This is a genomic window from Burkholderia sp. Bp9140, assembly GCF_003853425.1.
Lineage (GTDB): Bacteria > Pseudomonadota > Gammaproteobacteria > Burkholderiales > Burkholderiaceae > Burkholderia.
In genome coordinates this window covers 1-25,796 of sequence record NZ_QTPQ01000028.1, presented here as the reverse complement: position 1 = coordinate 25,796, position 25,796 = coordinate 1, and the positions used below count along the sequence as shown (strand labels likewise).

The following is a 25,796-nucleotide window of genomic DNA, read 5'->3' as shown; positions in this document are numbered from 1 at the left end:
CGATGCAGCAGCCTCTTTTCCAGCGCCGGTCCGGCCGCATGTCGCGCGGCGCGCAGGCGGTCGCGCGGATCGCCGCCGGGTTCGTGCTGGCGGCATGCGCGCTCGGCGCGGTGAGCGCGCATGCGGAACGCCTGAAGGACCTCGCGCAGATCCAGGGCGTGCGCGACAACCCGCTGATCGGCTATGGCCTCGTCGTCGGCCTCGACGGCACGGGCGACCAGACGATGCAGACGCCGTTTACGACGCAGACGCTCGCGAACATGCTCGCGAATCTCGGCATCTCGATCAACAACGGGTCGGCCAACGGCGGTCCGTCGTCGCTGAACAACATGCAGCTGAAGAACGTCGCGGCCGTGATGGTGACCGCCACGCTGCCGCCGTTCGCGCGGCCGGGCGAGGCGCTCGACGTGACCGTGTCGTCGCTCGGCAACGCGAAGAGCCTGCGCGGCGGCACGCTGCTGCTCACGCCGCTGAAGGGCGCGGACGGGCAGGTGTACGCGCTCGCGCAGGGCAACATGGCGGTCGGCGGCGCGGGCGCGAGCGCGAACGGCAGCCGCGTGCAGGTGAACCAGCTCGCGTCCGGCCGGATCGTCGGCGGCGCGATCGTCGAGCGCGCGGTGCCGAACGCGATCGCGCAGATGAACGGCGTGCTGCAGCTGCAGCTGAACGACATGGACTACGGCACCGCGCAGCGGATCGTGTCGGCGGTCAATTCGAGCTTCGGCCCGGGCACCGCGACGGCGCTCGACGGCCGCACGATCCAGCTCGCCGCGCCGGCGGATTCCGCGCAGCAGGTCGCGTTCATGGCGCGCCTGCAGAACCTCGACGTGAGCCCGGACAAGGCCGCCGCGAAGGTGATCCTGAACGCGCGCACGGGCTCGATCGTGATGAACCAGATGGTCACGCTGCAAAGCTGCGCGGTCGCGCACGGCAACCTGTCGGTGATCGTCAACACGCAGCCGGTGGTGTCGCAGCCGGGGCCGTTCTCGAACGGGCAGACGGTGGTCGCGCAGCAGTCGCAGATCCAGCTGAAGCAGGACAACGGCGCGCTCAAGATGGTGACGGCCGGCGCGAACCTCGCCGACGTCGTGAAGGCGCTGAACACGCTCGGCGCGACGCCGGCGGACCTGATGTCGATCCTGCAGGCGATGAAGGCGGCCGGCGCGCTGCGTGCCGATCTGGAGATCATCTAAATGGCCGCGAACCTTCCCGACGCGAACGACCTCACCCAGCGCTTCGCACTCGACGTGCAGGGTTTCGACGCGCTGCGCGCGCAGGCGAAGCAGTCGCCGCAGGCTGGCGCGAAGGCGGTCGCGGGCCAGTTCGACGCGATGTTCACGCAGATGATGCTCAAGAGCATGCGCGACGCGTCGCCCGACGGCGGGCTGCTCGATTCGCACACGTCGAAGATGTACACGTCGATGCTCGACCAGCAGCTTGCGCAGCAGATGTCCAAGCGCGGGATCGGCGTCGCCGACGCGCTGATGAAGCAGCTGCTGCGCAACGCGGGGCAGGGCACGGGCAGCGACACGGCGGCCGACGCCGGCGCGGCCGGCTTCGGCGCGTCGGGCAACGAAGGCAGCCTCGCCGCGATGAACGCGATGGCGAAGGCGTATGCGAACGCGGCGAACAACGGCGGGCTCGCCGGCGCGCGCGGCTACTCGGCCGGCAGCGCGCTCACGCCGCCGCTGAAGGGTGCGAGTGGCGTGCAGGACACCGACGCGTTCGTCGACCGGCTCGCCGGCCCCGCGCAGGCGGCGAGCGCGACCACCGGCATCCCGGCGCGCTTCATCGTCGGCCAGGCCGCGCTCGAATCGGGCTGGGGCAAGCGCGAGATCCGCGCGGCAGACGGTTCGACCAGCTACAACGTGTTCGGCATCAAGGCGAACAAGGGCTGGACGGGCCGCACGGTGTCGGCGCTGACGACCGAATACGTGAACGGCGCGCCGCGCCGTGTCGTCGCGAAGTTCCGCGCGTACGACTCGTACGAGCACGCGATGACCGATTATGCGAACCTGCTGAAGAACAATCCGCGCTACGCGGGCGTGCTGAGCGCGAGCCGCAGCGTCGAGGGCTTCGCGCACGGGCTGCAGAAGGCCGGCTACGCGACCGACCCGAACTACGCGAAGAAGCTGATCTCGATCATGCAGCAGATCGGCTGACCTGCAGGGGGCCATAACGGGAACAGGCCCCGGCCCATCACCCGTCTGTCATCTTTCGGACCGCGCCCGGCATCCCGCCGCGCGCGGTTTCAACGTTTGCGCGAAAAAAATCGCCAATTCGATCTAAACTTTCGGGGAGCACTGCCGCTAAGTGTGAGAGACCTGCAATCGGGCCCTGTTCTGGCCCGTTTTACTGCGCACCGGTCGCCCGGGCGCCCATGACAAGAAAACCGGCTAGCCATGAATATCGAAACGTCGACCGATCCGAGCCTGGATGCGGGCCATTCCGGGCCCGACTATGCCCGCCGCAATCCGCTTGAGATCGGCGTGCAGCTGCGCAACCTCGTGAACCGCGGCGACTTCCTGACCGTCCAGTACCCGGGCGGCCAGCTCGTCACGCGCCTGCTCGAGGTCGACGTCGGCGCGCGCACGTTCACGTTCGACTGGGGCGCGCTGTCCGAGCAGAACGCCGGCATCCTCGCCGCGTCGCACTGCACGTTCTCGGCCGCGCCGGACGGCGTGCGCGTCGAATTCACCACGGGCACGCCGCGCGAGACGCGCTACGAGGGGCTGCCCGCGTTCGTCGCCGATTTCCCCGACGTGCTGATGTGCATCCAGCGCCGCGAGTATTTCCGCGTCGATGCGCCGATCGTCGATCCGTTCCTGTGCCGCGGCAAGCTGCCGGACGGCGAGAGCTTCGTGTTCGAGGTGCACAACCTGTCGCTCGGCGGCGTCGGGCTGCGCACGGCCGACGAGCGCGTCGAGGCGCTCGAGGTCGGGACGCTGCTGCCGGACGTCGAGCTCGAGCTGACCGGGCACGGCAAGCTGTCGCTCGACCTGCGCCTCGTGTCGCAGCGTTCGACGCAGATGCCGAACGGTTCGCGGCGCTTCCAGCTCGGCTTTCGCTTCATGTCGCTGCCGGGCAGCGCGGAGAACACGCTGCAGCGCCTGATCACGCAGCTCGAGATGAAGCGCCGCTCGCTCGCGCGGGCCTGACGCACCCGTTCGCGGCCCCGCCCGGGGCCGCCTTCGCAGCGGCGCCGGCATCGTCCGCCGGTGCCCTCGGCCGGCGACGCGCGAGTGCGTGTCGCGCGTGCATTTTTTCCTCAATTTTTTCGATCCGCGGCCGTTATACCGGGAGTCACGCAACCCGGCGGCCGCAGCGCGGCCGGCTCATCAGGATCGCGCATGTCCAACACACTCATGAACCTCGGCGTCAGCGGCCTCAATGCCGCGCTCCGGGGCCTCACGACGACCGGCCAGAACATCAGCAACGCCGCGACACCCGGCTATTCGGTCGAGCGCCCCGTCTATGCCGAGGCGAGCGGCCAGTACACGTCGAGCGGCTACATGCCGCAGGGCGTGAACACCGTCACCGTGCAGCGGCAGTACAGCCAGTACCTGAGCGACCAGCTGAACAGCGCGCAGTCGCAAGGCGGCGCGCTGTCGACGTGGTATTCGCTCGTCGCGCAGCTGAACAACTACGTCGGCAGCCCGACGGCCGGCATCTCGACCGCGATCACCAGCTATTTCACCGGGCTGCAGAACGTCGCGAACAATGCGTCCGATCCGTCGGTGCGGCAGACCGCGATCAGCAACGCGCAGATTCTCGGGGACCAGCTGAAGGCGGCCGGCCAGCAATACGATGCGCTGCGCCAGAGCGTCAACACGCAGCTCACCAGCACCGTGTCGCAGATCAACACGTACACCGCGCAGATCGCGCAGCTGAACCAGCAGATCTCCGCGGCGAGCAGCCAGGGGCAGCCGCCCAACCAGCTGATGGACCAGCGCGACCTCGCGGTGTCGAACCTGTCGAGCCTCGCCGGCGTGCAGGTCGTGCGCGGCGACAGCGGCTACAGCGTGTTCCTCGCGGGCGGCCAGCCGCTCGTCCTCGCCGACAAGAGCTACCAGCTCGCGACCGTCACGTCGCCGTCCGATCCGAGCGAGCTGACCGTCGTGTCGCAGGGGATCGCCGGCGCGAACCCGCAGGGTCCGAACCAGGCGCTGCCGGATGCGTCGCTGTCGGGCGGCACGCTCGGCGGCCTGCTCGCGTTCCGCAGCCAGACGCTCGACCCCGCGCAGGCGCAACTCGGCGCGCTCGCGACCAGCTTCGCCGCGCAGGTCAACGCGCAGAACGCGCTCGGCGTCGACCTGTCGGGCCAGCCGGGCGGCAACCTGTTCACGGTGGCGGCCCCGGCCGTCTACTCGAACCAGGGCAATACCGGCAACGCGTCGCTGTCCGTCTCGTTCGCCAACGCGTCGCAGCCGACGACGAGCGACTACACGCTGTCGTACGACGGCACCAATTACACGCTGACCGACCGCGCGAGCGGCGCGGTGGTCGACCAGAAGGCGGGGCCGATGCCGGTCTCGCTCGGCGGGCTGAATTTCTCGTTCTCGTCCGGCTCGATGAATGCCGGCGACCAGTTCACCGTGCTGCCGACGCGCGGCGCGTTGAACGGCTTCGGCCTCGCGACGACGAGCGGTTCGGCGATCGCGGCCGCGTCGCCGGTGGTCGCGGCGGCGTCGAGCACCAACATCGGCACGGGCAAGATCGCGCAGGGCGCGGTGAGCGCCGGCTACCAGGTCCCGACGACGCCGACCAAGCTGACCTACGACGCGGCGTCGAAGTCGCTGTCGGGCTTCCCGGCCGGCACGACGGTGACGATCGCGGGCACGCCGCCGACCTCGGTCACGATCACGAGCCCGACCGACAGCGTGCCGTACGACGCGTCGGCCGGCGCGAAGCTGACGATCATGAGCACCACGCAGCCGGCACCGGCGGGCGTGATGAACGGCGTGACCGTCACGCTGTCCGGCGCGCCGTCGGACGGCGACACGTTCACGATCGGACCGTACGCGGGCGGCACGAGCGACGGCTCCAACGCGCTCGCGCTGTCGCAGCTTGTCACCGCGAAGGCGCTCGGCGGCGGCACCACGACGCTGACCGGCGCGTATGCGAACTACGTGAACGCCATCGGCAACACGGCGAGCCAGCTGAAGTCGTCGAGCGCCGCGCAGACCTCGCTCGTCGGCCAGATCACGACCGCGCAGCAGTCGGTGTCGGGCGTCAACCAGAACGAGGAAGCGGCGAACCTGATGCAGTACCAGCAGCTTTACCAGGCGAACGCGAAGGTGATCCAGACGGCGGCGACGCTGTTCCAGACCGTGCTCGGCCTGTTCAACTGACCGGATTCGAGGGATAGAAGCGATGCGAATTTCCAGCGCCCAGTTCTTTCAGCTGAACGTTTCCCAGATGAACGATCAGCAGGCGCAGCTCGCGCAGCTGTACCAGCAGATTGCGAGCGGCGTGAGCCTGCAGACGCCCGCCGACAACCCGGTCGGCGCGGCGCAGGCCGTGCAGTTGTCGATGACCTCGGCGACGCTGTCGCAGTACGCGACCAACCAGACCACGGCGCTCGCGTCGCTGCAGGCCGAGGACCAGGCGCTGCAGAGCGTGAGCGGCGTGCTGACCAGCGTGCAGACGCTCGTCGTGCGCGCCGGCGACGGCTCGCTGTCCGACAGCGACCGCTCGGCGCTCGCGACGCAGCTGCAAGGCTATCGCGACCAGCTGATGACGCTCGCGAACTCGAACGACGGTGCCGGCAACTACCTGTTCGCCGGCCTGAACAACTCGTCGGCGCCGTTTACGAGCAGCCCCAACGGCAGCGTCAGCTACGTCGGCGACTCGGGCACGCGCCAGGTGCAGATCGGCGATTCGAGCAGCGTGGCGCAGGGCGACACCGGTTCGGCGGTGTTCATGTCGGTGCCGTCGCTCGGCAGCGCGCCGGTGCCGTCGGCCGGCGCCGGCAACACGGGCACCGGCGCGATCTCGGCGGTCACCGTCACGAGCCCGTCGGCCGCGACCAACGGCCATCAGTTCTCGATCACGTTCGGCGGCACGGCCGCCGCGCCGACCTACACGGTGACCGACAACTCGGCCAAGCCGCCGACCACCACGCCCGCGCAGGCGTACACGTCGGGCTCGGCGATCGCGCTCGGCGGCGGGATGACGGTCGCGGTATCGGGCACGCCGGCCGCCGGCGACACGTTCGCCGTGGCGCCCGGCCCGCAGGCGACCGGCGGCGCGGACGTGTTCTCGACGCTCGACGCGATGATCTCGGCGCTGAAGACGCCCGTGACCGGCAACACGGTCGCGGCCGCGGCGCTGTCGAACGCGCTGATGACGGGCTCGATCAAGCTCGGCAACACGATGCGCAACGTGACGACGATCCAGGCGTCGGTCGGCGGCCGCGAGCAGGAAGTCAAGGCGATGCAGACCGTCAACCAGACCGCGTCGCTGCAGACGACCAGCAATCTGTCGGACCTGACCAGCACCAACATGACGACGACGATCAGCCAGTACCTGCAGGTGCAGAACGCGCTGACCGGCGCGCAGAAGGCCTACGTGCAGCTGCAGAACCTGTCGCTGTTCCAGTACATCAATCCGTGATGTCCGCGGCGCCCGCTGCGATGTGAGCGCACGCTTACGTCGCGCGGCATGCAGGCCGGCCGCCGCAGGCCGCGGCCGGCCTGCGCGTGCGATCGCGCCGGCCGGGTGCCGTCCCGGCGGGCTCGGCCGTGATGCCGCCGGTTCACGCTTGCCAGCCCCATTTCCGCTCCGTAAACTCGCGCCAGATTCCAGACCGGCGCACCGTCCGCCGCCGGCGTTCGACAGGAGCCCCTTTCCCCATGTCCGATTCCTACTTCCCGCGCTGGCGGGTGCAATCGACCGGCGCATCGCGCGTGGTCGGCCCCGACGAACGCCTCGCGTGGCCGCAGATGGTCGCGATGGGCGTGCAGCACGTCGTCGCGATGTTCGGCTCGACCGTGCTCGCGCCGCTGCTGATGGGCTTCGACCCGAACCTGTGCATCTTCATGTCGGGCATCGGCACGCTGCTGTTCTTCGTGCTGGTCGGCGGCCGCGTGCCGAGCTACCTCGGCTCGAGCTTCGCGTTCATCGGCCTCGTGATCGCGGTGACGGGCTACGGCGGCAGCGGCCCGAACCCGAACATCCCGGTCGCGCTCGGCGGGATCATCGCGTGCGGTGTGGTGTACGTCGCGCTCGGCGCGCTGGTGCAGGCGATCGGCACGCGCTGGATCGAGACGCTGATGCCGCCCGTCGTGACCGGCGCGGTGGTCGCGGTGATCGGGCTGAACCTCGCGCCGATCGCGGTCAAGGGCGTGTCGGCATCGACCTTCGACTCGGTGATGGCGCTCGTTACGGTGCTGTGCGTCGGCGGCGTCGCGGTGTTCGCGCGCGGGATGGTGCAGCGCCTGCTGATCCTCGTCGGGCTCGTGATCGCCTACGCGATCTACGCGATCGCGACCAACGGGATGGGTCTCGGCAAGCCGGTCGATTTCGCGATCGTCGCGCACGCCGCGTGGTTCGGGGTGCCGGGCTTCCGTGCGCCGGTCTTCGATCCGCACGCGATGCTGATGCTCGCGCCGATCGCGGTGATCCTGGTCGCGGAGAACCTCGGCCACATCAAGGCCGTCAGCGCGATGACGGGGACCAACCTCGACCGCTACGTCGGCCGTGCGTTCATCGGCGACGGGCTTGCGACGATCGTGTCCGGCAGCGTCGGCGGCACGGGCGTGACCACCTACGCGGAGAACATCGGCGTGATGGCGGTCACGCGGATCTATTCGACGCTGGTGTTCGCGGTCGCCGCGCTGATCGCGATCGGGCTCGGCTTCTCGCCGAAGTTCGGCGCGGTGATCCAGACGATTCCGGGCCCGGTGCTCGGCGGCGTGTCGATCGTCGTGTTCGGGCTGATCGCGGTGACGGGCGCGCGGATCTGGGTCGTCAACAAGGTCGACTTCTCCGACAACCGCAACCTGATCGTCGCGGCCGTCACGCTGGTGCTCGGCGCGGGCGACTTCTCGCTGAAGTTCGGCGGCTTCGGGCTCGGCGGGATCGGCACCGCGACCTTCGGCGCGATCATCCTGTACGCGATCCTGCGCAAGGAAAAGGAACCGGGCCCGGTGGTCTGACCCGGGAGCGGGCGGTGCAATGCCGCCCGCCGGTGCGCACTCACGCGCCGGTATTCGACTGCGCCTGCAGCCACGCGCAGAACTGCGCGACGAGCGGATCGCCGGCCGGCGCGCGCGGCGCGATCCACCAGTAGCTGCGCGTCGCGATGCGCGGCCCGTCGAGCGGCATCACCAGGCGCCCGTTCGCGAGCTCGTCGTCGATCAACGGCAGCGGGCCGAGCGCGACGCCCAGCCCGTCGACGGCCGCCTGCAGCGCCAGGTAGAAGTGGTCGAACGACTGCCGCTTGCGCCCCTTCATCGTCACGCCGGCCGCCGCGAACCAGTCGCGCCAGCCTTCCGGCCGCGTATCCGAATGCAGCAGCACGTGCCGTGCGAGATCGTCCGCGCGGGTGATCGGCGCACGCTTGAGCAGCGCGGGGCTGCAGACCGGAATCACGCTTTCGTCGAGGAAGTGGCCGCTCGTGCAGCTCGGCCAGTGGCCGGGGCCGCGGCGGATCGCGACGTCGAAGCCGTCGAGCGCGTCGAGCGGCGCGTTCGACGTGGACAGCTTCAACTCGACGTTCGGCACGTCGCGCTGGAACCGCGACAGGCGCGGCAGCAGCCATTTCATCGCGAAGGTCGGCAGCGCGTTGATGCGCAGCACGCGCGCGGCACCGGTGTTGCGCAGCTGCTCGGTGGCGAGCGCGATGCTGTCGAACGCGGCGCGAACGGTGTCCAGATAACGGCGGCCCTCGTCGGTGAGCTTCACGCGCTTGCCGTAGCGGTGGAACACCGGCTTGCCGAGCCACGCCTCGAAGCCGGCGATCTGCCGGCTGATGGCACCGTGAGTCACATGGAGCTCGTCGCCGGCGGCGCTGAAGCTTTCATGTCGTGCCGCTGCTTCAAAGGCCCGAAGCGCGGAAAAGGGCGGGAGATCGCGTGCCATGCTTGTGATTCTAGATCACAAGGGCGTGTCGATAAAATCGTTTTGCCGGCATCCTGAACGGCGTTAACCTCGGGGCACCGTTTAATGAGGAGCCCCATGCAATCCGTTGCTCCGCCGCCTGCCGCGGCCCCAGGCCGGGTCGGCCTCGCCGAGCTGTTCACCGGCTTCCTGTCGCTCGGCCTGATGTCGTTCGGCGGCGCGCTGCCGTTCGCGCGGCGCACGATCGTCGACGAACGCAAATGGCTGTCCGCCGACGAATTCACCGATCTGCTCGGCCTGTGCCAGTTCCTGCCGGGCGGCAACGTGATCAACCTGTCAGTCGCCGTCGGCATGCGCTTTCGCGGCGTCGCGGGCGCGTTCGCCGGCATTCTCGGGCTGATCGCGGGCCCGACGCTCGTCGTCGTCGCGCTCGGCGTGCTGTATGCGAAGACGCAGGGCGATCCGCGCGTGCAGCACCTGTTCGGCGGGCTCGCCGCCGCGGCCGCGGGCCTGCTGGTCGCGATGGCCGTGAAGGTCGCGAAACCGTTGCTGCACGCACCGCGCACGGCGGCCGCGATCGCGGCGCTCGCGTTCGTCGCGATCGCGGTGCTGCGCATTCCGCTCCTGGCCACGATGCTGGTGCTGACGCCGGTCAGCATCTGGCTCGCGTCGCGGCGCCGCGACGCGCCGGCATCGCAGCGTACCGCCGCGCGCGACGCAGGCCGGTCATGAACGACACGCTGATCGCGATCGCGACGATCTTCGGCCAGCTGTCGCTGCTCGCGTTCGGCGGCGGCAACACGATCCTGCCGGAGATGCAGCGGCAGGTCGTCGACGTCCATCACTGGATGAGCGCGCACGCGTTCACCGCGCTGTTCGCGCTCGCGCAGGCGGCGCCGGGGCCGAACATGATGATCGTGTCGCTGGTCGGCTGGCACGTGGCCGGCTGGTCCGGGCTGCTGGTCGCGTCGATCGCGAAGTTCGGGCCGTCGTCGATCGTCACCGTGCTCGCGCTGCATGCGTGGGAGCGCTTTCGCGACCGGCCGTGGCGCCGCTACGTGCAGCAGGGGCTGATGCCGGTCACGGCCGGGCTCGTCGCGGCGAGCGCGGTGCTGATCTCGGAAGCGTCGAACCGTTCGGCGATCCAGTGGGGCATCACCGCCGCATGCGCGATGCTCGCGTGGCGCACGCGCATTCATCCGCTGTGGCTGCTCGCGGCCGGCGCGCTGATCGGGCTCACCGGCATCGGCCAGTGAGCAGCGGCCGGATGCCGCGGCGACGCCGGGCGCCGTGCTGCTGCTCGCCGGTGCGTTCGCGGAGATCGTGCGGCGTGCGTGGCGGCGCGGGGATGGCAGTGACGCCACGGCCGGCCTGACCGTGCGTGCCGGGCCGCCGCCGCACGGCCCATCGCCCGCTCCGCGTTTGCTCCTTGCAGCACCGCCTTCCTTTCCGGCATCGCCGCGCACCGCGCCGGCCGCGCGAGGCAAGCCCGGCGCGGGAAGCGTTGTTCCCGGGCGACAATCGCGCGTTGCCGCGCGTTTCAATTTCTTTCAGGGCGCGCACTCGTCTTATGATTCAGCCCACATCGCGCGCGCCATGAGCGTGCGCGATTGCCACCCGGCTGCGCACGCGGCCGGCCATGACTGGAGACACCTACAAAAAGGAAAGCTCATGAAGCAGACCACCCGACTCGCAGCCATCGCAGGGGGCGCGGCCCTGGCCTTCGCCAGCCAGTACGCAGCCGCACAAAGCTCGGTCACGCTCTGGGGCGTCGCCGACGCCAGCATCCGGTACCTGACCAACGCAAACGCCAAGAACGACGGCCTGCTGTCGATGACCAACGGCGCGATCACCAACAGCCGCTTCGGCATCTACGGCACGGAAGACCTCGGCGGCGGCCTGAAGGCCCTGTTCAACCTCGAAAGCGGCGTGAACCTGCAGAACGGCGCATTCGCCGACAGCGGCCGCCTGTTCAACCGCGCAGCGTACGTCGGCCTGCAGAGCCCGTACGGCACGGTGACCCTCGGCCGCCAGAAGACCCCGCTGTTCGACCTGCTGTCGGACACCTACGATCCGCTGACCGTCGGCAACTACCTCGAAAACGCGTGGCTGCCGGTCGCGCTGGGCGGCGGCCTGTATGCGGACAACCAGATCAAGTACACCGGCAAGTTCGCCGGCCTGACCGCGAAGGCGATGTACTCGACGGGCACCAACTACGAATCGACCGGCGCTGGCGGCTTCTCGGGCCAGATCCCGGGCTCGCTCGGCAAGGGCAATGCATGGGGCGTGTCGCTGTCGTACGTGGCGGGCCCGCTCAGCATCGCGGCCGGCGCGCAGCAGAACAGCGACAACTCCGCCCGCAAGCAGACGATCTACCACGCGAACGTGGTGTATGCGTTCAGCAAGGCGAAGGTCTATGCGGGCTACCTGCGCTCGAAGGACGATACCGGTTTCGTCGACAGCCTGCTCGCGCAGCAGTCGATCCCGGTCGCGAAGGGCACGGGCCGGATCGACGACGGTCCGTTCGCGGGCGTGAGCTGGCAGGTCAGCACGCCGCTGACGCTGACGGGCGCGTTCTACTACGACCACATGCGCAACGCGATGACCGCGAACGGCACGCTCGCGAGCGGCAACCGCTACGCGATCGTCGGCATCGCCGAATATGCGCTCAGCAAGCGCACGGAAGTCTACGGCACCGTCGACTTCAACAAGACGAACGGCGCGGCGAACGTCGAGCTGCCGGGTCGCAGCAACCAGACCGGCATCGCGATCGGCCTGCGCAATATCTTCTGACGAAAGTCGCAACGCGTGCGCCGGCCCCGGCAGGGCGCGCATCGAAGAGGCTCCCGCGGGAGCCTCTTTTTTTTCGTCACGCGAACTTCATGCGCGCGGACGACCATTCAGCGATCGCTCGATCGGGAACGTCCCGCCCGTAAGGGTTCCGTCGGCAATCCGGAACATACTTTGACAGTGCGCGCGAAGCGATTCCGCTACGCTGCGTGCAGGGTCCGCGGTGTGCCGCAACGCCCGCGCGGGCGTCGTTCCGGCGCGCGTTTTCGCGGGCGGCCGGCGCGGTGCGTAACTTGTGTATCCGGTGATGACAAGCACGGTCTGCCGGTTTTTTTCGTGGGACGATGCGCTCACGATTGTCTTCAAAGGGGATGACGATGGGTATTCTGAACACCTTGGGTGAAATCGCTGGCGCCGTGGCGGCCGTCGAGGCAGCGGAGAAGCTCGATCCGGATGCGGGCCTGCTGACCAAGGCGGCGGCGGCCGTCGCCGGCTTCAAGGGCGCCGAAGCGCTCGAAGGCATGCTCGAGAAGAAGGAGGAGCAGCCCCAGCAGGCAGACGAAACGCAGGCGACGGACGGCAGCGACACGTCGCAGGCCTGAGCATGGCGGCTGGTCCCGCCGCGGGTGCGCCGTTCGCGCGCCCGGGCGGACCGGTGCCGCGCGGCCGGCAGGCCGGGCATGTGGTCGATCGGTGACGCATGGCACACCCGGCAGCTGGTTTGACCGGCGAGAGGCGACGTCTCTCGCCGTTTTTTATGGGGCGTGCGCCGCGGTGCCACGCTCCGCACGAATTCCGGAATCTTGCTATCGTGCCGTCATCCGAACTGCGATGAGGGCTTGCGATGGATTTCGACTACGACCTGTTCGTCATCGGGGCCGGCTCCGGCGGCGTGAGGCTCGCCCGGATGTCGGCGTCATACGGCGCGCGCGTCGGGATAGCGGAAGAGGAGCAGATCGGCGGCACCTGCGTGCTGCGCGGCTGCATCCCGAAGAAGCTGCTCGTCTACGCATCGCATTATCCGCACGAGCTCGAGGACGCGAAGGGCTTCGGCTGGACCTTCGGCGCCGGCACGCTCGACTGGCCCGCGCTGATCGCCGCGAAGGATCGCGAAATCAACCGGCTCAGCGACATCTACATCAACCTGCTGCGACAGTCCGGCGTCGAGATGCACGCGGGGCGCGCGACGCTCGTCGACGCGCATACGGTCGCGATCGGCGCGCGCACCATCCGCGCGCGCCACATCGCGATCGCGACCGGCTCGCGCCCGTCGCTTCCGGCGCGGCCCGGCATCGAGCATGCGATCACGTCGCGCGAGGCGCTGTCGCTCGCGACGCTGCCCGAGCGCATCGCGGTGGTCGGCGGCGGCTACATCGCGGTCGAGTTCGCGGGCATCTTCAACGGCATCGGCAGCCATGTCGACCTGTTCTATCGCGGCGAGAAGATCCTGCGCGGCTTCGACGACGACGTGCGGCAATTCCTGACCGACGAGATGACCAGGCAGGGCGTCGCGATCCACGCGCGCACGGTGGTCGAATCGATCGCGCGCGCGGACGACGGCACGCTCTCCGTGCGCGTCGGCGATGCGCGGCACGGGCCGTACGACGCGGTGCTCTATGCGACCGGCCGCGTGCCGAACGTCGAGGGGCTCGGGCTCGAACGCGCGGGCGTGCTGCTCGACGCGCGCGGCGCGATCGCGGTCGATGCGTATTCGGCGACATCGGTCGAATCGATCCATGCGATCGGCGACGTGACGTCGCGGCCGCAGCTCACGCCGGTCGCGACGCGCGACGGCGCGCTGCTCGCGCGGACACTGTTCGGCGGGTCGCGTGTCGCGGCCGATCACGACTATGTGCCGTCGGCCGTGTTCAGCCAGCCCGAGGTCGCGACGGTCGGCCTGACCGAGGCCGATGCGCGTCGCGTGCACGGCGAGCTCGACATCTATCGCACGTCGTTCAAGGCGCTGCGCCACACGCTGTCGGGCCGCGACGAGCGCACGCTGATGAAGCTGGTGGTCGCGCGCGACAGCCAGCGCGTGATCGGCGCGCACATGGTCGGCCGCGACGCGGGCGAGATCATCCAGGGCATCGCGATCGCGATCCGCGCGGGCGCGACGAAGGCGCAGTTCGACGACACGATCGGCATTCACCCGACCGCGGCCGAGGAGTTCGTGACGATGCGGCAGAAGGTGGCCGGCTAGCTGCAACCGGCGCGCCGGCTCGCGGGCCGGCGCGGGTGTTCCGCGCATGCTCCGTTGGCGCGGGACGTATCACGGATTTGCCGTGATTCGTAAAGAACGTCAATTCTTCTCAAGAAATGCCGTCGCGACAATCAGGCTTGGTATGATCGGCCAAAATCATATACGGGGCCGATCATGCGCGATCAACAGCGCAGCAAGCAGAATGACGGGGTAGCCGGCGCACGCGGGGTTGTCGATCCATGCGCCGCGCGTTCGCGTCTTGCCGCAACACGTCCGTTGCGCGCACTTTCCCTTCGCATGCCGCCATCTCCATCGCCATCCGGGCGATGAAGTCGCGCGCGCCGATGCGCGCCCCGGTCGTTTCGATCACCGCATCGACCGCCGGTTCGTCAGTGAGCCGGCGTGCCCGTTTCGGGCAATCTTTTCACGCAAGGAGACCAGCAGTGAACAATCAGACACGACGCACCGTTCTCGCTGCGGCGGCGCTCGTCGCGGCGCTGTCCGGCTGCGCGACCGAATCGTCGCGCACGCTCGACGTGCCGGCCGTGAGCAGCGCGCAGAAGCCGTATGCGGGCAAGCCCGTCGCGATCGCGGTCGGCAAGTTCGACAACCGCTCGAGCTATATGCGCGGCATCTTCTCGGACGGCATCGACCGCCTCGGCGGACAGGCGAAGACGATCCTCGTCACGCGCCTGCAGCAGAGCCGCCGCTTCAATGTGCTCGATCGCGAGAACCTCGACGAGATCAAGCAGGAAGCCGGCTTCATGAAGAAGGCGCAGGCCGTGAAGGGCGCGAACTACGTCGTGACCGGCGACGTGACCGAATTCGGCCGCAAGGACGTCGGCGATCACCAGCTGTTCGGCATTCTCGGTCGCGGCAAGACGCAGGTCGCGTATGCGAAGGTCAACCTGAACATCGTCGACACGACGACGTCGGAAGTTGTCGCATCGAGCCAGGGCGCGGGCGAGTTCAGCCTGTCGAACCGCGAAGTGATCGGCTTCGGCGGCACCGCCGGCTACGACTCGACGCTCAACGGCAAGGTACTGGACCTCGCGATCCAGGAAGCCGTCAACCATCTCGTCGACCAGGTCGACGCCGGCACGCTGAAGGCGCCGCAGTAAGCGTCGCAGCGCATGCCGCAGCGCGCGCCGGGTCCGGCGCCGCGCTGGACCGATTCACCACGACATCAAAAAAGAGAACAGACCATGAAACGGGGTAACTGGCTGCCGGCAACCGCCGCCGCCTTGCTGCTCGCCGGCTGCGCGAGCTCCACGCCGCCGCTGTATCAGTGGACCGGCTATCAGCCGCAGGTGTACGAATACTTCAAGGGGCAGAGCGGGCCGCAGGAGCAGATCGACGCGCTCGAAAAGGCGCTGCAGGAGATCCGCGCGAAGGGCCATACGCCGCCGCCGGGCTTCCACGCGCATCTGGGGATGCTGTACGCGAGCGTCGGCAACGAGCAGCAGGCCGAACAGGAACTGCAGGCCGAGAAGCAGTTGTTTCCGGAATCGTCGACCTACATGGATTTCCTGCTGAAGAAGAAGTCCGGTGCGCCGAAGAGCGCGGATCAGAAGACGGCCGACCAGGCGATCGCCGGCCAGAAGGATCCCGCCCCGCCCACCGCCAAACCGTGACGCCCGCCATGTTCAAGACACTCTCATTCAAGCTGATGTCCGTGCTGTCGCTCGTCGCGCTGCTGAGCGCGTGCGCGCAGCCGGTGAAACGACCCGACTACACGGCGTTCAAGAAGAGCCAGCCGCGCTCGATCCTCGTGCTGCCGCCCGTCAACGAGACGTCCGACGTGACGGCGACCTACGGGATGCTGTCGCAGATGACGCTGCCGCTCGCCGAATCCGGCTACTACGTGGTGCCGGTCGCCGTGATGGACGAGACCTTCAAGCAGAACGGCCTGACCAACGCGGCCGAGATCCAGCAGACGTCGCCCGCGAAGCTGCGCGAGATCTTCGGTGCGGATGCCGCGCTGTATTCGAAGGTGTCGCAGTACGGCACCGTCTACCGGATCCTTGCAAGCGCATCGGTCGTGTCGGCGTCGGCGAAGCTCGTCGACCTGCGTACCGGCGACGTGCTGTGGCAGGGCCAGGCAAGCGCGAGCAGCGACGAAGGCGGCAACAGCGGCGGTGGCGGCCTGATCGGCATGCTCGTGACGGCCGCGGTCAAGCAGATCGCGAACACGCTGATGGATCAAAGCCACAACGTCGCCGCCTTCACCAGCACGCGGCTGCTGTCGGCCGGCCCGCCCAACGGGCTGCTGTACGGCCCGCATTCGCCGAAGTACGGGACGGACTGAGCGGCGCATGTCGTGCGCGGCGCGCGGGCGCGGAATTCGCCCGCCGCACCGACGTCATGCGATCCGATCGAACGGCCGCGCTTGTTGCGCGGCCGTTTCTGTCTTGAACTGGCGTGTGGCGTGCGTTCGACACTTGCAGCGCACCGCACCGCACCGGGATGGCGTTCAATGCATACCGAACGCGTCGAGCAGCCGGTACCAGCTCATCGCGAGCACCAGCGCCGGCGTGCGCAGCGTCGCGCCGCCGGGGAAGTCGCGATGCCGGATCTTGCCGAACAGGTCGAAGCGGCTCGCCTGGCCGTCGATTGCCTCGGCGATCAGCTTGCCCGCGAGCGCGGTCGTGTTCACGCCGTGCCCCGAGAAGCCCTGCGCGAAATACATCGTCGGCGCCACGCGCCCGAAATGCGGCGCGCGGTTCATCGTGATGTCGACGAAGCCGCCCCATGCGTAGTCGACCTTCACGTCCGCGAGCTGCGGGAACGTCTTCAGCATGTCCGCGCGCATCGCATCGGCGAGATTGCGCGGCGGCCGCGTCGAATAGCTGACCTTGCCGCCCCACACGAGCCGCGTATCGGGCGCCGGCCGGAAATAGTCGAGCACGAAGCGGCTGTCGCAGACCGCCGCGCGCGCGGGCATCAGCGCGGCGGCGCGCGCTTCGCCGAGCGGCTCGGTCGCGATCACGTAGGTGCCGACCGGCATGATCTTCCTCGACAGCGCGGGCGCGAGCGTGCCGACGTAGGTGTTGCACGCGAGCACGACGAAGCGCGCGCGCACCTGCCCCTGGCCGGTCTCGACGACGTGGCCGCCCGTGACGTCCCGCACGCGCGTCACGCAGCTGTCCTCGTGGATCCGCACGCCGGCGTCGACCGCCGCGCGCGCGAGCCCGAGCGTGTAGTTCAGCGGGTGCAGGTGGCCGCTGTCGGGGTCGTACAGGCCGCCGCGATAGCGCGCCGACTGCACGAAGTCGCCGAGCGCATCCGCTTCGACGAAATGGAAGCGGTCGTAGCCGAAGCGCTTCGCGGCCTCGTCGCGCCAGCGCTTCAGCGCATCCGCGTCGCGCTCGGTGTTCGCGGCGCTCAGGTAGCCGGGCACGAGCGCGCAGTCGATGTCGTGCCGCGCGATGCGCGACTTCACGAGCGACAGCGTTTCGAGCCCCATCTCCCAGATCCGCTTCACGTCGCCTTCCGGCATGAAGTTGCCGAACGTATCGATGTCGCACGCGAAGCCGCCGATCAGCTGCCCGCCGTTGCGCCCGCTCGCCGCCCATCCGACCCGCGACGCCTCGAGCACGGTCACCGAATGGCCGCGCTCGGCGAGGTTGAGCGCGGCGGACAAACCGGTGAGGCCCGCGCCGATCACGCACACGTCGGCGTCGGTCGCGCCGGCGAGCGGCGCATGGCGGGTCGTATCGTTGGCGGTCGCCGCGTAGTACGACGCGACGTGCGGCTGGTTGGCGAAGGTTTGCATGGTCAGGATGGCAAAGGAATGGGACTCAGAACAGCTCGCGCACGCGGTGGTACAGCATCCCGAGTTCGAGCGCGGGCTGCCGCCACGCGTTGCCGCCGGGAAAGCGCCGGTGACGCAGTTGCGCGAACAGGTCGAATGCGCGCGTGTCGCCCGCGATCGCGCCGGCGATCGTGCGCCCGGCGATCCCGGTCAGCGCGACGCCGTGTCCGCTGAAGCCCTGGACGTAGAAGAAGTTCGGATCGAGCGCGCCGAAGTCCGGTGCGCGATTGCGCGTGACGTCGACGAAGCCGCCCCACGCGTGGTCGACGCGCACGTCGGCGAGCTGCGGGAACACGCCGGCCATGCGCTGCCGGATCGTGTCGGCGAGCGTGTCGGGCGATGCCCCCGCGGCATTCGCGCGGCCGCCGAACAGCATCCGGTGGTCGGCCGACAATCGGAAGTAGTCGAGGAAGAAGTTGTTGTCGCACACGGCTTCGCGCCGCGCGATCAGCGCATCGGCGCGCGCGCGGCCGAGCGGTTCGGTCGCGATGATGTACGACGCGATCGGTGCGATGCGCGCGGCGGTCGCGGCCGGCAGGATGCCGCCGGGGCCGGCGTTGCAGCACGACACGACGAAGCGGCAGCGCACTTCGCCCGACGGCGTGCGCACGACCGGCCGTGCGCCGCGCACGACGTTGAGCGCGGGCGTATGCGCATGGAGCGCGACGCCTTCGCGGCGCGCGGCATCGGCGAGGCCGAGGCAATACTTGAGCGGATGCAGGTGGCCCGACAGCGGATCGTAGACACCCGCCAGATAGCGGGGCGACGCGATGCGCGCGCGGATCGCGCCGGTGTCGAGCCACGACAGCGACGGATGGCCCCAGCGCGAGCTCGCGGCATCCATCCATGCGCGCAGGTCGTCGACGCGGCGCGGCTTCGTCGCGACCGTCAGGTAGCCGCGCGTGAAGTCGCAGTCGATCCCGTAGCGGGCGATCCGCTCGGCGATCAGCGCGACGCCGTCGAGCGACAGCGACCATGCGGCGCGTGCACCGGCGGCGCCGAGCTGCCGCTCGATCACCTCGTCCTTCGCGAAGCCCGTGATCGCCTGGCCGCCGTTGCGGCCCGATGCGCCCCAGCCGGGCCGGTGCGCGTCGATCACGGCGACCGACAACCCGCGCGCACGGCACTCGAGTGCCGTCGACAGGCCCGCGAAGCCCGCGCCGATCACGCACACGTCGACGTCGATCGCGTCCTCCAGCACGCGGTCGTCGACCACTGGCCGCGCGGCAGTCGCTTCGTAGTACGAGTCGCGCGCGAGCGCATCGGCGCGGCGGGTGAAAGACTGCGTCATCAATCCGGCTCCCTCGAAGACGGCAGGCGACGGTGCGCGACGCACCGCGAGCCGGCCGGGTGAAACGGCGCGGGACGCCATGCTTGTGGCACGGCGTCCCGCGCGGCCTGCATCAGAACGAGTAGATGAACTGCGTCGCGAGCAGGTCGTTGGACTTGCCGTACGAACCGTCGTTCCGCAGGAACACCTTGTTGTTCGCCCAGTCGTGCCGGTATTCGACCTTCACGGTGATCTGCTGGGTCGGATAGAACAGCAGGTCGAGCGCGACGTCCTGACGCACGGCCCCCTTGCACTCGAAGCCCAGGCCGCCGTTCGCCTGCGACGTCGCGCGGCAGTCCGCATCGATGCCGAAGCCGTTGTACGGATCCATCCCGTTGCCGTTCAGCGCGATGCCGCCGCCGCCGCCGCCGTTCTTGCTGTTCACGAGCGCGTCGTAGCGCAGCGTCACGCCCATGCGGCCGACCACCGGCGCGTTGAACTTGCGGTGCGCGAGCAGCGACAGGCCGTACCACTGCGCAAGCCCGCCGTTGTACGCCGCATGCTGCTGCTGGCCGTAGTCGAGCTCGGCGTTGTACTGGATGTCGGCCAGCGTGTAGGTCGCGTCGATTTCGCCGAAGAAGAACGTGCCGTACGCTTTCGGCGCGGCGCCGCCCGGGCCGTAATGCACGTTGCCCTGATCGTCGATCGCGCTGGCCAGCGTCTGGCGGCCGATGTTGATCGAGCCGCCGATGTCGAGCGCGCTCGACCACGTATAGTCCGCGCGCGCGGTGAAGGTCGGCACCTTGTTGCTGGTCGTGATCGGATCGCCGAGCGCGTTGGTGCCCGTCTGCGTGACCGAGCCGTACGTGCGGTACTGCTCGTTGCCGACGAAGAACTTCCACGCCCAGTTGCCCTTCGTGTAGTTCGCGCCCGCGCCGACGTAGCTGCCCGGATCGGAGAAGTCGTACAGCAGGTTGTGCGTGAGCGTGAGCATCTGGTTCGACTGCTGCACCTCGTAGCCGCCGAAGCTCGGGATCAGGCCAGCGACGAGCGTCGTCGACGCGCTGATCGGCACGTTGACGACCGCGGTGTTCAGCAGGTTGTCGGTGATCGAGCCGCGCGAGTTCTGCAGCAGCGTGATGCCGTTGCCGCGGTTCGGCATCAGCGTGATCTCGGCCGACGGCGCCATCGGGCCGACGCCGAAGGTCTTCTTGATGTCGAGGTACAGGTCGCCGAACGTGCTGTTGAAGTAGTTGTACGCGTTCTCGTGGTTCGCGAACAGGAACGACGACGTGCCGGCCGCGCGGTTGTAGATGTAGGTCGGGTCGATGTAGCCCGTCACCGACAGGCCCGCGAGCGGCCCGGTGCTGGCCGCATCGGTCAGCGAGTCGACCTTCAGCTGCTGGTTCGCGATCTGCTGCTTCATTTCGCTGACTTCGTCGTTGGTCAGCGCGGCCTGCGCGCGGCCGTAGTCCGGCGAGGACGGATCGGCGGCCACGATCACCGGCCTGGCCGCGGCCGTCGCGCCGGCCTGCGCGACCGGCGCGCCGCCCGGCTTCGCGGCAAGCTGCGCCTGCATGGCCTTCATCTGCTTCTGCAGCGCGGCGACCTGCGCCTGCAGTGCCTTGATTTCTGCGGAGGTCGAGTCGGCCAGCGCGATGCCCGGCAACGCGCCGGCCACCAGCAGGCAGATCAGTTTCTTCTTCATTGCGGATTCTCCTTGTCGTGTGCCTGTCAATGTGTGCTCGGTTGGCGCGCCGCATCGCGCGGCGCGCGGATCTTGTTATCGAGGGAAAGGGAAGCGGAGCGTCAGGCCGCCGCGAACGCCGCCTTCATGTCGGCCACCCGGCGCCGTTCGCGCGCGATCATCATCTGGTTCACGACGATCACGCCGATCGTCACGGCCGTGATGAACAGCGTCGCCAGCGCGTTCATCTCAGGGTTCAGCCCGAGCCGCACGCGTGAGAACACCACCAGCGGCAGCGTCGTCGAGCCCGGGCCCGACAGGAACGCCGACAGCACCAGGTCGTCGATCGACAGCGTGAACGACAGCAGCCAGCCCGACAGCAGCGCCTGCGAGATCAGCGGCAGCGTCACCACGAAGAACACCTTCAGCGGCGTCGCGCCCAGGTCGAGCGCCGCTTCCTCGAGCGACTTGTTCATCTCCTTCACGCGCGACTGCACGATGATCGCCACGTACGACACGCACAGCATCACGTGACCGATCCAGATCGTCACCATCCCGCGCCCCTTCGGCCAGCCGAACATCTGCTCCAGCGCGACGAACAGCAGCAGCAGCGAGATCCCCTGGATCACCTCCGGAATCACCAGCGGCGCGTTGATCATCCCGGTGTACAGCGTGAAGCCCTTGAAGCGGCCGAAGCGCGCGAGCACGAAGCCGGCCCACGTGCCGATCACGACCGACGCGGTGGCCGTCAGCAGGCCGATCTTCAGCGACAGCCATGCGGCGCCCAGCAGCTCGTCGTCCTGCCACAGCGCCGCATACCACTTCAGCGAGAAGCCCGACCACACCGTCACCAGCTTCGACTCGTTGAACGAGTACACGACCAGGCTGATGATCGGGATGTACAGGAACAGGAAGCCGAAGGCGAGAACGCCCGTCGACAGCGGTTTGCTCGGCTTGATCATTTCGCTTCCTCCAGTTCCTTGACCTGGTAGTACTGGAACAGCGCCATCGGCACCAGCAACAGCAGCACCATCGCGACCGTCACCGCGGACGCCATCGGCCAGTCCATGTTGTTGAAGAATTCATCCCACATCACGCGGCCGATCATCAGCGTGTCGGCACCGCCGAGCAGCTCGGGAATCACGTACTCGCCGACCGCCGGGATGAACACCAGCAGGCTGCCGGCGATGATCCCGTTCTTCGACAGCGGCAGCGTGATGCGCGTGAACGCGACCCACGGCTTCGCCCCGAGGTCGTACGCGGCCTCGAGCAGCGTGAGGTCCATCTTCACGAGGTGCGCGTAGAGCGGCATCACCATGAACGGCAGGTACGAATAGACCATCCCGATGTAGACGCCCGCGTCGCTGTGATAGAGGCGCAGCGGCGTGTGGATGATGCCCAGCGCGATCAGCGCGTGGTTCAGCAGGCCGTCGTCCTTCAGGATGCCGATCCATGCGTACACGCGGATCAGGAACGAGGTCCAGAACGGCAGCATCACGGCCATCATCAGCACGTTGCGCCGGCCCGGTTCGGCGCGGGCGATGTAGTACGCCATCGGGTAGCCGATCAGCAAACACAGCAGCGTCGACACGGCGGCCATCTTCAGCGAGCTGAGGTAGGTCGCGATGTACAGGTCGTCCTGCAGCAGGAACGCGTAGTGCGACAGCTGCAGCGCGAAGTGCACGGCGCCGTCCTTGATCGCGACGAGCGACGTGTAGGGCGGGATGCCCATCACCTGGTCGGCGAAGCTGATCTTGAACACCAGCACGAACGGCAGCGCGAAGAAGATCGTGAGCCACAGGAACGGCACGCCGATCGCGACGCCGCGGCCCGACGGCAGGAGGCGCGACAGCGCGGCGAAGCGGCCGCGGCGAGTGCGGCCGGCGCCGGCGCTTGCCGCGCCGGTCGACACCGGCGCGGACGGAGTGGAAGCGGAAGTTCTCATCATGTCGTCCTCACTGCGTCAGCACGACGCCGCTGGCCGGCGACCACGACACGAACACGTCGTCGTTCCACGACGGCGCACCGTCGTGCATCAGGTGCGAGCTCGACAGGTTCGACACCACCGTCTTGCCGCTCGGCAGGCGCACGTGATACAGCGAGTAGCTGCCCATGTACGCGATGTCGGTCACGACGCCGCGCGCCCAGTTGTGATGCGAGCCGGGTTTGTCGCGCGACACGTGCACGCGCTCGGGCCGCACGGAGATGCCGACCGGCATCCCCAGCGGGCCGGTCACGCCGTGGCTCACGTACATGCGGGCTTCGAGATCGTCGCTTTCGACGAAGATGTGATCGGGCTCGTCCTCGACCACGCGTCCTTCGAACAGGTTCGTCGAGCCGATGAATTCGGCCGAGAAGCGGCTGTTCGGGTATTCGTACACTTCGCCGGGCGTGCCGATCTGCACGATCCTGCCTTCGCTCATCACCGCGAGGCGGCTCGCCATCGTCATCGCCTCTTCCTGGTCGTGCGTGACCATCACGCAGGTCACGTCGACCTTCTCGATGATGTTCACGAGTTCGAGCTGGGTCTTCTGGCGAATCTTCTTGTCGAGCGCGGACATCGGCTCGTCGAGCAGCAAGAGCTTCGGGCGCTTGACGAGCGAGCGGGCGAGCGCCACGCGCTGCTGCTGGCCGCCGGACAGCTGGTGCGGCTTGCGCTTCGCGTACTTGCTCATCTGCACGAGCGCGAGCGCGTCGGCCACGCGTTCCCTGATTTCGTGCTTCGGCGTGCCTTCCTGCTTCAGCCCGAACGCGACGTTCGACTCGACCGACATGTGCGGGAACAACGCATACGACTGGAACATCATGTTCACCGGGCGGCGGTATGGCGGCAGCGACGCGAGGTCTTCGCCGTCGACGAAGATCTTGCCGGAGGTGGCCGTCTCGAGTCCGGCAAGCATGCGCAGCAGCGTCGACTTGCCGCAGCCCGAGCTGCCGAGCAGCGCGAACAGCTCGTTCTTCGCGATCGTCAGGTTCACGTTGTCGACGGCCGTGCTGTCGCCGAACTTCTTCACGACGTTTTCGATGCGCACGAAGGCGTCGTTCCTGGAGCGGGCCACGGCGGCCGGTTGGGTCTGGCGTGCGGCAGCGGAAGAGGGTATCGATTGCATGGGAGTCACCATTCGTTCTTCACGGATTGCAGGCGTGAGCGTCCCCGCGCGAGGCGCGCAACGCGACTCGCGGACAACGGCTCGTGCCGGATGGAACAGGGCGCGCGGTGCGCGCGGGCGGACGGTACGTCCGCGGATCCCGGGCGGGCAGGCGTTCAGCGGATGCCTGCGCCGCCGTGATGGTTCGTGATCAGTGGCCCGTCTTCAGTTGCGCCCACAGACGGTTCTCGAGGCGCAGGATGTCGGCCGGCATCGGCTTCATCAGCACCATCTTCTTCAGCACGTCCTCGGGCGGGTAGACGGTCGGGTCCTGCGCGACGGCCGGCGTGACGAACTGATGCGCGGCCTTGTTCGCGGTCGGGTAGAACACCGTGTTGGTGATCGCCGCGTTGACCTTCGCGTCGGACACGTAGTTGATCCACTTCAGCGCGGCCTCGGGGTGCGGTGCATCCTTCGGGATCACCATCACGTCGAACCACAGCAAGCCGCCTTCCTTCGGGTTCGCGAACTTGATGTCGTACGCGCGCTTCGCTTCCGACGAGCGGCGGTGCGCGATGCCGATGTCGCCGGACCAGCCGAGCGCGACGCACACGTCGTTGTTCGCGAGGTCGTTGATGTAGCCGGACGAGTTGAACTGGGTGATGTACGGGCGGACTTTCTTCAGGACTTCGAACGCGGCCTGGTAGTCGCCGGGATTCTTGCTGTTCGGATCCTTGCCCATGTACTGCAGCGTGGCCGCGAACACGTCGACGGCCTGGTCGAGGAACGACACGCCGCAGCTCTTCAGCTTTTCCATGTTGGCCGGATCGAACACCAGCGCCCAGCTGTCGACGGGCGCCTTGTCGCCGAGCACCTTCTTCACCGCCTGCGCGTTGTAGCCGATGCCGTCCGTGCCGTAGGCCCACGGAACGCCGTACTGGTTGCCCGGGTCGGCATCCGAGATCATCTTCATCAGCAGCGGATCGAGGTTCGCGAGGTTCGGGATCTTCGACTTGTCGAGCTTCTGATACACGCCGGCCTGGATCTGCTTGGCCATGTAGTTCGACGTCGGCACGACGATGTCGTAGCCCGAGCTGCCCGCCAGCAGCTTCGCCTGCAGCGTGTCGTCGCTGTCGTAGTTGTCGTACTTGACGTGGATGCCCGTCTGTTTCTGGAAGTTCGGGATCGTGTCGGGCGCGATGTAGTCGGACCAGTTGTAGATGTTCAACTCGTCGGCATGCGCCGACGGGCTGGCGACCGACGTGAACGCGGCAGCAGCGGCAAGGGCCGCGACGGAACAGGCCTGGCGAAGAAAGCTGGAACGCATGGTGGAATTCCCCTGGATGATGGTGGCGTGCGGGTGGCGTGCGGCGCCCGCCGCACGCCTGTAGGCAATGTCGTTACGAAAGGCCCAGTTGCCGGGCGGTCGCATCGACGGCCGTCTTCGCCTTCGATACGAGTTCATCGATTTCCTGGCGCGAGATCACGAGCGGCGGCGACAGCAGCATCCGGTCGCCGGTCGCACGCATGATCAGGTTGCCGTTGAAGCAGAAGTCGCGGCAGATCGTGCCGACGTCGCCGCCGTTCGCGAAGCGCCGGCGTTCGGCTGGCGCTTCGGCGAGCTGCAGGCTCGCGACCATCCCATGGCCGTGCACTTCGCCGACGATCGGGTGACGCGCGAAGGTTTCGCGCATCAGCGCCTGGAAGTACGGGCCCGTATCGTGCTTCACGCGCTCGACGATTCCTTCGTCGCGCAGCAGCTTCAGGTTCGCGACCGCAACCGCCGCCGCGACCGGGTGGCCCGAGTACGTGAGGCCGTGATTGAATTCGCCGTGGTCGATGATCGGGCGCGCGATGCGCTCGTGAATGCCGACCGCGCCCAT

The 25,796-nt window shown here is 68.3% G+C and carries 23 protein-coding genes; 14 read left to right on the top strand and 9 right to left on the bottom strand.

The window, feature by feature from the left end; translation table 11 throughout:
• Positions 1-2 precede the first annotated feature (2 nt).
• The 6 genes from DIE21_RS22820 (at position 3) to DIE21_RS22795 (ending at position 8,159) form a co-directional block, all read left to right on the top strand.
• On the top strand, positions 3-1,193 hold the full coding sequence (locus DIE21_RS22820) for a flagellar basal body P-ring protein FlgI (RefSeq protein WP_124499846.1): 1,191 nt from the start codon (positions 3-5) through the stop codon (positions 1,191-1,193).
• Positions 1,194-2,162 carry a flagellar assembly peptidoglycan hydrolase FlgJ gene (gene flgJ, locus DIE21_RS22815; RefSeq protein ID WP_124499845.1) on the top strand — a complete coding sequence of 323 codons (969 nt, stop codon included), beginning with the start codon at positions 1,194-1,196 and terminating at the stop codon, positions 2,160-2,162.
• Between the two features lie 240 nt (positions 2,163-2,402).
• The gene (locus DIE21_RS22810; protein WP_124499844.1) at positions 2,403-3,158 is read left to right on the top strand and encodes a flagellar brake protein; all 756 of its coding nucleotides are present in this window, start codon (positions 2,403-2,405) and stop codon (positions 3,156-3,158) included.
• A 192-nt stretch (positions 3,159-3,350) separates the two neighbouring features.
• A complete protein-coding gene (gene flgK / locus DIE21_RS22805; RefSeq protein WP_124499843.1) occupies positions 3,351-5,351 on the top strand; it encodes a flagellar hook-associated protein FlgK in 2,001 nt (666 codons plus the stop codon).
• Positions 5,352-5,373: 22 nt separating this feature from the next.
• Positions 5,374-6,615 (top strand): flagellar hook-associated protein FlgL, encoded by a 1,242-nt coding sequence (gene flgL / locus DIE21_RS22800; protein WP_124499842.1) that lies wholly within the window; start codon positions 5,374-5,376, stop codon positions 6,613-6,615.
• A gap of 239 nt (positions 6,616-6,854) precedes the next feature.
• Positions 6,855-8,159 carry a solute carrier family 23 protein gene (locus DIE21_RS22795; protein WP_124499841.1) on the top strand — a complete coding sequence of 435 codons (1,305 nt, stop codon included), beginning with the start codon at positions 6,855-6,857 and terminating at the stop codon, positions 8,157-8,159.
• Between the two features lie 40 nt (positions 8,160-8,199).
• Here the strand turns inward: DIE21_RS22795 and DIE21_RS22790 are convergent, their stop codons facing one another.
• Positions 8,200-9,084, bottom strand: a complete 885-nt coding sequence (locus DIE21_RS22790) for a transcriptional regulator GcvA (RefSeq protein WP_124499840.1) — start codon at positions 9,082-9,084, stop codon at positions 8,200-8,202.
• Positions 9,085-9,180: 96 nt separating this feature from the next.
• Here DIE21_RS22790 and DIE21_RS22785 point away from each other — a divergent pair, with 96 nt between their 5' ends.
• The 8 genes from DIE21_RS22785 (at position 9,181) to DIE21_RS22750 (ending at position 16,361) form a co-directional block, all read left to right on the top strand.
• Positions 9,181-9,795: a chromate transporter gene (locus tag DIE21_RS22785; RefSeq protein WP_124499839.1), complete on the top strand. Its 615-nt coding sequence runs from the start codon at positions 9,181-9,183 to the stop codon at positions 9,793-9,795.
• Positions 9,792-10,319 (top strand): chromate transporter, encoded by a 528-nt coding sequence (locus DIE21_RS22780; RefSeq protein ID WP_124499838.1) that lies wholly within the window; start codon positions 9,792-9,794, stop codon positions 10,317-10,319. The genes DIE21_RS22785 and DIE21_RS22780 overlap by 4 nt, the downstream gene beginning before the upstream one ends.
• 415 nt (positions 10,320-10,734) lie before the next feature.
• Positions 10,735-11,856, top strand: coding sequence for a porin (locus DIE21_RS22775; RefSeq protein ID WP_124499837.1), 1,122 nt, complete (start codon positions 10,735-10,737; stop codon positions 11,854-11,856).
• Between the two features lie 374 nt (positions 11,857-12,230).
• Positions 12,231-12,455, top strand: coding sequence for a hypothetical protein (locus DIE21_RS22770; RefSeq protein WP_124499836.1), 225 nt, complete (start codon positions 12,231-12,233; stop codon positions 12,453-12,455).
• Positions 12,456-12,697: 242 nt separating this feature from the next.
• Entirely contained in the window at positions 12,698-14,053 is a 1,356-nt protein-coding gene (gene gor / locus DIE21_RS22765; protein WP_124499835.1) for a glutathione-disulfide reductase, read from the top strand.
• 443 nt (positions 14,054-14,496) lie between these two features.
• Positions 14,497-15,174 carry a CsgG/HfaB family protein gene (locus DIE21_RS22760; protein ID WP_124499834.1) on the top strand — a complete coding sequence of 226 codons (678 nt, stop codon included), beginning with the start codon at positions 14,497-14,499 and terminating at the stop codon, positions 15,172-15,174.
• A gap of 84 nt (positions 15,175-15,258) precedes the next feature.
• The gene (locus tag DIE21_RS22755; RefSeq protein WP_124499833.1) at positions 15,259-15,687 is read left to right on the top strand and encodes a DUF4810 domain-containing protein; all 429 of its coding nucleotides are present in this window, start codon (positions 15,259-15,261) and stop codon (positions 15,685-15,687) included.
• Positions 15,688-15,695: 8 nt separating this feature from the next.
• Complete coding sequence (locus tag DIE21_RS22750; protein WP_124499832.1) at positions 15,696-16,361, top strand: DUF799 domain-containing protein; 666 nt, start codon at positions 15,696-15,698, stop codon at positions 16,359-16,361.
• A gap of 165 nt (positions 16,362-16,526) precedes the next feature.
• Here DIE21_RS22750 and DIE21_RS22745 read toward each other — a convergent pair whose 3' ends face one another.
• The 8 genes from DIE21_RS22745 to DIE21_RS22710 form a co-directional block, all read right to left on the bottom strand.
• Complete coding sequence (locus DIE21_RS22745; protein ID WP_124499831.1) at positions 16,527-17,828, bottom strand: FAD-binding oxidoreductase; 1,302 nt, start codon at positions 17,826-17,828, stop codon at positions 16,527-16,529.
• A gap of 25 nt (positions 17,829-17,853) precedes the next feature.
• On the bottom strand, positions 17,854-19,158 hold the full coding sequence (locus DIE21_RS22740) for an FAD-binding oxidoreductase (RefSeq protein ID WP_124499830.1): 1,305 nt from the start codon (positions 19,156-19,158) through the stop codon (positions 17,854-17,856).
• Between the two features lie 112 nt (positions 19,159-19,270).
• Positions 19,271-20,845 carry a DUF3138 family protein gene (locus tag DIE21_RS22735; RefSeq protein ID WP_124499829.1) on the bottom strand — a complete coding sequence of 525 codons (1,575 nt, stop codon included), beginning with the start codon at positions 20,843-20,845 and terminating at the stop codon, positions 19,271-19,273.
• 101 nt (positions 20,846-20,946) lie between these two features.
• Positions 20,947-21,786 carry an ABC transporter permease subunit gene (locus DIE21_RS22730; RefSeq protein ID WP_124499828.1) on the bottom strand — a complete coding sequence of 280 codons (840 nt, stop codon included), beginning with the start codon at positions 21,784-21,786 and terminating at the stop codon, positions 20,947-20,949.
• Positions 21,783-22,769, bottom strand: a complete 987-nt coding sequence (locus tag DIE21_RS22725; protein ID WP_124499924.1) for an ABC transporter permease subunit — start codon at positions 22,767-22,769, stop codon at positions 21,783-21,785. Before DIE21_RS22725 ends, DIE21_RS22730 begins: the two co-directional genes overlap by 4 nt.
• A 10-nt stretch (positions 22,770-22,779) precedes the next feature.
• Positions 22,780-23,934, bottom strand: a complete 1,155-nt coding sequence (locus tag DIE21_RS22720) for an ABC transporter ATP-binding protein (RefSeq protein WP_124499827.1) — start codon at positions 23,932-23,934, stop codon at positions 22,780-22,782.
• A gap of 190 nt (positions 23,935-24,124) precedes the next feature.
• Positions 24,125-25,240 carry a polyamine ABC transporter substrate-binding protein gene (locus DIE21_RS22715; RefSeq protein WP_124499826.1) on the bottom strand — a complete coding sequence of 372 codons (1,116 nt, stop codon included), beginning with the start codon at positions 25,238-25,240 and terminating at the stop codon, positions 24,125-24,127.
• Positions 25,241-25,313: 73 nt separating this feature from the next.
• The coding region (locus DIE21_RS22710; protein ID WP_124499825.1) for an aminotransferase class III-fold pyridoxal phosphate-dependent enzyme at positions 25,314-25,796 on the bottom strand (483 nt) is incomplete at its 5' end.

What these genes read in the sequence shown, in the direction of transcription:
- DIE21_RS22820 (WP_124499846.1), top strand. Translation starts at nt 3, where the DNA reads ATGCAGCAGCCTCTTTTCCAGCGCCGGTCCGGCCGCATGTCGCGCGGC.
- flgJ (WP_124499845.1), top strand. Translation starts at nt 1,194, where the DNA reads ATGGCCGCGAACCTTCCCGACGCGAACGACCTCACCCAGCGCTTCGCA.
- DIE21_RS22810 (WP_124499844.1), top strand. Translation starts at nt 2,403, where the DNA reads ATGAATATCGAAACGTCGACCGATCCGAGCCTGGATGCGGGCCATTCC.
- flgK (WP_124499843.1), top strand. Translation starts at nt 3,351, where the DNA reads ATGTCCAACACACTCATGAACCTCGGCGTCAGCGGCCTCAATGCCGCG.
- flgL (WP_124499842.1), top strand. Translation starts at nt 5,374, where the DNA reads ATGCGAATTTCCAGCGCCCAGTTCTTTCAGCTGAACGTTTCCCAGATG.
- DIE21_RS22795 (WP_124499841.1), top strand. Translation starts at nt 6,855, where the DNA reads ATGTCCGATTCCTACTTCCCGCGCTGGCGGGTGCAATCGACCGGCGCA.
- DIE21_RS22790 (WP_124499840.1), bottom strand. Translation starts at nt 9,084, where the DNA reads ATGGCACGCGATCTCCCGCCCTTTTCCGCGCTTCGGGCCTTTGAAGCA.
- DIE21_RS22785 (WP_124499839.1), top strand. Translation starts at nt 9,181, where the DNA reads ATGCAATCCGTTGCTCCGCCGCCTGCCGCGGCCCCAGGCCGGGTCGGC.
- DIE21_RS22780 (WP_124499838.1), top strand. Translation starts at nt 9,792, where the DNA reads ATGAACGACACGCTGATCGCGATCGCGACGATCTTCGGCCAGCTGTCG.
- DIE21_RS22775 (WP_124499837.1), top strand. Translation starts at nt 10,735, where the DNA reads ATGAAGCAGACCACCCGACTCGCAGCCATCGCAGGGGGCGCGGCCCTG.
- DIE21_RS22770 (WP_124499836.1), top strand. Translation starts at nt 12,231, where the DNA reads ATGGGTATTCTGAACACCTTGGGTGAAATCGCTGGCGCCGTGGCGGCC.
- gor (WP_124499835.1), top strand. Translation starts at nt 12,698, where the DNA reads ATGGATTTCGACTACGACCTGTTCGTCATCGGGGCCGGCTCCGGCGGC.
- DIE21_RS22755 (WP_124499833.1), top strand. Translation starts at nt 15,259, where the DNA reads ATGAAACGGGGTAACTGGCTGCCGGCAACCGCCGCCGCCTTGCTGCTC.
- DIE21_RS22750 (WP_124499832.1), top strand. Translation starts at nt 15,696, where the DNA reads ATGTTCAAGACACTCTCATTCAAGCTGATGTCCGTGCTGTCGCTCGTC.
- DIE21_RS22745 (WP_124499831.1), bottom strand. Translation starts at nt 17,828, where the DNA reads ATGCAAACCTTCGCCAACCAGCCGCACGTCGCGTCGTACTACGCGGCG.
- DIE21_RS22740 (WP_124499830.1), bottom strand. Translation starts at nt 19,158, where the DNA reads ATGACGCAGTCTTTCACCCGCCGCGCCGATGCGCTCGCGCGCGACTCG.
- DIE21_RS22735 (WP_124499829.1), bottom strand. Translation starts at nt 20,845, where the DNA reads ATGAAGAAGAAACTGATCTGCCTGCTGGTGGCCGGCGCGTTGCCGGGC.
- DIE21_RS22730 (WP_124499828.1), bottom strand. Translation starts at nt 21,786, where the DNA reads ATGATCAAGCCGAGCAAACCGCTGTCGACGGGCGTTCTCGCCTTCGGC.
- DIE21_RS22725 (WP_124499924.1), bottom strand. Translation starts at nt 22,769, where the DNA reads ATGAGAACTTCCGCTTCCACTCCGTCCGCGCCGGTGTCGACCGGCGCG.
- DIE21_RS22720 (WP_124499827.1), bottom strand. Translation starts at nt 23,934, where the DNA reads ATGCAATCGATACCCTCTTCCGCTGCCGCACGCCAGACCCAACCGGCC.
- DIE21_RS22715 (WP_124499826.1), bottom strand. Translation starts at nt 25,240, where the DNA reads ATGCGTTCCAGCTTTCTTCGCCAGGCCTGTTCCGTCGCGGCCCTTGCC.